Annotated in this window: 3 protein-coding genes; 1 reads left to right on the top strand and 2 read right to left on the bottom strand. The window is 49.3% G+C overall.

Features of this window, described 5'->3' with window-relative positions; translation table 11 throughout:
- Positions 1-159: 159 nt before the first annotated feature.
- The gene (locus NZ772_12780; protein MCS6814426.1) at positions 160-3,024 is read left to right on the top strand and encodes a DUF3536 domain-containing protein; all 2,865 of its coding nucleotides are present in this window, start codon (positions 160-162) and stop codon (positions 3,022-3,024) included.
- 63 nt (positions 3,025-3,087) lie between these two features.
- Here the strand turns inward: NZ772_12780 and NZ772_12775 are convergent, their stop codons facing one another.
- Together NZ772_12775 and urtA are read right to left on the bottom strand one after the other, a co-directional pair.
- Positions 3,088-4,242, bottom strand: coding sequence for a branched-chain amino acid ABC transporter permease (locus tag NZ772_12775; protein MCS6814425.1), 1,155 nt, complete (start codon positions 4,240-4,242; stop codon positions 3,088-3,090).
- A 181-nt stretch (positions 4,243-4,423) separates the two neighbouring features.
- On the bottom strand, positions 4,424-5,470 hold a 1,047-nt coding region (urtA, locus tag NZ772_12770), incomplete at its 5' end, for an urea ABC transporter substrate-binding protein (protein MCS6814424.1).

Genomic DNA, 5,470 nt, shown 5'->3' with positions numbered 1-5,470 from the left:
TATCGATTTGGTGGTTAGTTATGCAGATCATAGTTAGCCACAGTTTGTAACGCAAAGGAACTAATGTTAGAAGGTCTGCTCGTGACCCGTTTAGGTACATCCTGAACAAGGCTGTCCACATTTCCCGATTTAGTAGGTAGTAACCATTGATGATACCCTATGAGTTCTTCTAACCATACGCCGTTGCCTGAAATTGGTGCTGACATTAGTGTTCATCCAGGTGAATCATCGGTTGGTTCTAGAGATATTGGTGCTAGTCGGCAATATCTCCACACCCTGAGTGTTGATTGCACTCAAGCTGCAACAGGGGTGTACGTTACGGTGCATGGGCACTTTTATCAGCCCCCACGAGAAAATCCCTACTTAGATGTGATTGAACGTCAACCTAGTGCTGAGCCTGCCCATGACTGGAATGAGCGAATTCACTATGAGTGCTATCGTCCTAATGCGTTTGCGCGGGTATTTAATGATCGCGGTGAGATTGTCAGTATTGTCAATAACTTTGAGTATCTCAGCTTTAACATTGGGCCGACGCTGATGATGTGGCTAGAACGCTATGACGTTGAAACCTATCAGCGCATTTTGGAAGCTGATCGCAAGAGTTGTGCTCGCCTCAATGGTCATGGTAATGCGATCGCCCAAGTCTATAACCACATGATCATGCCACTGGCAAACCAGCGAGACAAACTCACCCAGATTCGCTGGGGCAAGGCCGACTTTCGTGCTCGCTTCAACCGTGATCCCGAAGGTATGTGGCTAGCGGAAACAGCCGTAGACTACGCTACCCTAGAAGCTTTAGTAAGCGAGGGAATTAAGTTCATTATCTTAGCTCCCTCCCAAGCTCAACGGTGTCGCCCAATGCCGACGACTGAACACCCTAACCCCAAGTGGCTAGAGGTTGGTGGCAGTCAGATTGACCCTACCCGTCCCTACCGCTGCTATCTCAAGGGCGCGGCTAGTAGTGCCTTGTCTGATAGCGACTATTCTTCAGAAACCGACGATTTATCCTCAATAGATCAAGATCAGTGTAGAGCTTACATTGATGTCTTCTTTTATGACGGCCCCATTTCTCGTGACATGGGCTTTGGCAATGACTTATTCAGTGCTCAGCAGTTTGCTAGTCGCTTGGGGCAAGCTGTGCGGGGTGACCATCGCCCTGCCCAGTTGATTGCAGTGGCAACGGATGGTGAAACCTTTGGGCACCATAAGAAACATACTGAAAAAACTCTAGCCTACGCATTTCTGGAGGAATTTCCTCGGCGCGGATGGATAGTTACAAACTTCGCTCACTATTTGAGTGAGCATCCACCTGAGTGGGAAGTAGAGTTGAAGCCAGTCACGGCATGGAGTTGTGCCCACGGGGTCGATCGCTGGCAAGATGACTGTGGCTGTGGTGGTAGTGGCGAGTGGCATCAGAAATGGCGCAAGCCCCTGCGGGCTGCTCTAGACTGGTTGCGCGATCAGTTGATTCAAGTTTACGAAACCACAGGCAGCAAACTGTTTACTGATCCTTGGCAAGCCAGAGATGCTTACATTCAGGTTATCCTTGATCGACGACCAGAGACCATCGAGCAGTTTTTGGCTAGTCATGCCACCCACAGGTTGAGTGAGGCAGAAGTTGTCGATGCGATGCGGTTGCTAGAAATGCAGCGCCATGCTCTGCTGATGTATACCAGTTGCGGTTGGTTTTTTGAAGAGTTGTCTCGCTTGGAAGGGGTACAAATTCTTCGGTATGCAGCTCGCGCCCTAGAACTAGCAGGTGAAGTGACCGGCTTGCAGCTAGAGGCAGAGTTTGTCCAGCGGTTAGCAGAGGCCCCTAGCAACATTCCTGAGTTTGGTCATGGGGGTGTTGTCTATCATCAACAGGTTAAATCTGCCCAAGTGACAGTAGCCCAGGTAGTAGCCCAATATGCCATCAGCTCATTGTTCAAGGGTGAGTCAAGTCGATCAGACACAAACTGGTATGAGCCGATCGCCTGTGAGACTAACCTCCCAGCTCCCACCCTAGAGCATCCACTGATCCGTCTCTTTTGTTACAATGTGCGGCAACTCGACTATCAGTATCAGCGTATGGGTGCCCTAGCGCTAGCAGTAGGACATTTGCAGGTCACCTCTACAATCACTTGGGAGCGTCATCATTTGGTGTTTGCAGTATTGCACCTAGGGGGTTGGGATTTTCACTGCTGTGTTCAACCCTTTACAGGACGCATAGACTACAGCAATTTCAAAACAGATTTGTTTGGCTCTCTGGCACAAGCCAGTGCTGCTGAAGTGATTCTGACAATCAATCGTTACTGTGGCAATCAATACTATAGCTTAAAAGATTTACTGCCTGAGGAGCGTCATCGAATTATTCGGCTGTTGAGTCAAGATACACTTATGCGGCTTGACCAACTCTACACCCAAGTTTATCGAGACAACTATGGTGTGCTGATGGCATTCCATCGAGATGGGTGGCAGGTGCCCCAAGAACTGCAAGTAGCGGCTGAAATTGCCTTGAGCCATCGAGCAGCCATGTGCCTACGATCGCTAGATCAGGATGGACATAACTGCACCCTAGGACAGGAATCTCTTCAGAGCACCCTAGACGAGTTGTTGGCGATCGCAGTAGAAGCTGCCCAACTGCGGTGTACCTTAAAGTTGCCCCAAGCACCTCGCATACTGCAACAGCAGATTTTGCGTTCTCTCTGGAGCCTGCTCTATGGGTTTGAGCCAGGGATCGTAGAACCTCTGGTCACCCAAGTTGAGCGCCTAATCCAAATTGGTCAACGCCTTGGGTTGTCACTTTGCCTTGATCAAGCCCAAGAAGTTTACTATTACCGCTTCCATACCCAAATTGCCCCCCTGTGTCTGGGCTACCTCCAACGGCAGGCATTACAGTTAGCCGGCATAACCGAACCGCCACCAGGAGTTACCCTACAAACAGTACCTAGCAACTTGGGGCTAGGACATCTACGCCAGTTACTACATCTGGGCAAGCTGCTGTTGATTGAAGTAGATTCATGGCTAGAGCGCCTCAGCTAGACTTCAGCTAGATTAGGGCTGTTTGCTTGAGAACGGGTTGCGAGTCGGCAACTACCCACTTCCCTAAGCATCCACTGTGCGTCCCTTTTGGGGAAATAGACCAGCAGGGCGAATCTGCAGAAAGAACACAATCATCGTAAACACCACGACCTTGGCCATAGGCCCTGTAGCGAAAAATTCAAAAAATCCCTTCAGGGGTGGGCTAAAGGCTACTAACGGCCCTAGGGCATTGGAACTGATTACATAATTGATGATGCCAATGCTAAGGGCAGCGACGATACTGCCCACCAATTTGCCTACACCACCAACCACAACCACCATGAAAGCATCCACAATGTAAGCCTGCCCTACGTTAGAACTTACTGATCCCAACAAACTGATGGCGCAACCAGCAATGCCTGCTAAGCCAGAGCCGATCGCAAACGTTAGTGCATCCACAGTGGCGGTAGGAATGCCTAGACAAGCACTCATATTGCGATTTTGGGTAACGGCACGAATTCGCAGTCCCCAAATAGTATTGTTGAGGAACCAGTAAATTCCCACGGTGCAAGCGATTGTTAACACAATGATAAATAACCGAGTGTAGGGCAACTGATAGCCTTTTACCAGTTCGATGCCACCTCGCAACCACTTAGGGGCAGTAACATCTACCCCTTGAGTGCCAAACCAAGGTTTGGTCACTGCCAGCTTATAGGTCTGCCCAAGCACATTGGCAACCACTAGGGTAATGGCAGCCGATAGCGGTAGCATGATCCCAATCGCCCACCTTCGAATCCGCTGAAAGTCTTGGCGCTTCCCTAGCCAGAACAATGCACCAAAGAACAGCAAACAGAACAGCAATAGTCCAATCGTGAATTGAAGACTGACTGATCGCACAAACTGTTGTAGGACTAGACTCACACCCCACGTTGCCAACAGAGTTTCTAGTGGTCTGCCATAGAGATGGCGCACAACCCCTCGTTCTAGAAGCAACCCTAATGACGCTGTGACCACGAAGGCCGCAATCAGTGCAAAGAAAATATAAGCATCCTCAAAGGGAGTTTTCTTGCAGAGATTCTGCACCACAAAGGTAGTGTAGGCACCCAGCATCATCAACTCTCCATGGGCCATGTTAATCACACCCATGAGGCCAAACACGATCGCCAGTCCCAGTGCCGCTATCAACAGCACCGAGCCAATACTCAGGCCACCAAAAATTGATTCTAGTAACTGCGTCAACGCTGTTCTCCTCTAGCGTAAATCCAGCAAACGTAACCAAAGCAGCCTGCGGTAATCGTAGTGGATACTTTGCTTCAGTGCTGCTGCGACATGAACCTAGCTAGCCTTGCAATAGCAGTGGACAGATGAGCTAGCCATTTGACCACTGCTATGCCTGTTCCCCATAGGTTAAATCTTGAGACTAAACCTTGTACTTGCCACCTTTAGCTGGGTCTGACCAGTCACAGGCAAAGCCTTTAGTCTCAGGAACATACTGGTTCCAAGGTATGGGAGCTACTGGTTCCTTGGTGGCAAACACGATGTCAAACAGTCCATCATCCCGCACCTTACCAATGCGCACCGTCTTGGAAATGTGATGGTTAGGATTCATGGTGACTTTGCCTTCAGGAGCATCAAAGGTCAAGCCGTAGGCTGCCTTGCGGACTTTTTCTAAGTCATCGGCAGTGCCAGCCTTTTCTACTGCCTGTTTCCACAAATATACAGCAATGTAGGCTGCTTCCATGGGGTCGTTGACTACGCGATCGGCTCCATACTTAGCCTTAAACGCTTCAACGAACTTTTTACTCTCTGGTGTGTCAACCGTCTGGAAGTAGTTCCAGGCTGCAAAGTGCCCTTTGAGATATTCCACACCGATCGCCTTCACCTCTTCTTCAGCAATAGACACTGACATAGATGGATACTTATCAGGGCCGAGGCCAGCACCTTGCAACTGCTTAAAGAAGGCTACGTTGCTATCACCGTTCAAGCTGTTGTAAATTACGCCGCCATCAGGCATTGCTGACTTGATTTTAGAAATAATTGGGGTAACTTCTGTGCCACCCAGAGGAATGTAATCTTCACCTACTACCTTGCCGCCTTTTGCAGCTAGCTGTGCCTTGATGATGGTATTGGCAGTCCGAGGGAATACATAGTCAGACCCGACCAAGAAAAAGGGCTTACCCTTGTACTGCTCTAGCAGCCAGTCCACAGATGGCTCAATCTGTTGATTAGGCGCTGCTCCAGTATAGAAGATGTTCTGAGAACATTCTTGACCCTCATACTGCACAGGGTACCAAAGCATGTGCTTCTTCGACTCAAAGGTATCCTTCACAGCTTTACGGCTAGCGGATGTCCAACAACCGAAGATCGTAACTACCTTGTCCTGATCAATCAGCTTCTTAGCCTTTTCGTTAAAGGTGGGCCAATCAGAGTTGCCATCTTCAATGATGGCTTCAATCTGCTTACCTAA

Source organism: Cyanobacteriota bacterium (assembly GCA_025054735.1).
Taxonomy (GTDB): Bacteria; Cyanobacteriota; Cyanobacteriia; order SKYG9; family SKYG9; genus SKYG9.
Note: the sequence above shows the minus strand (reverse complement) of the source record. Positions and strands in the feature narration are given on the sequence as shown.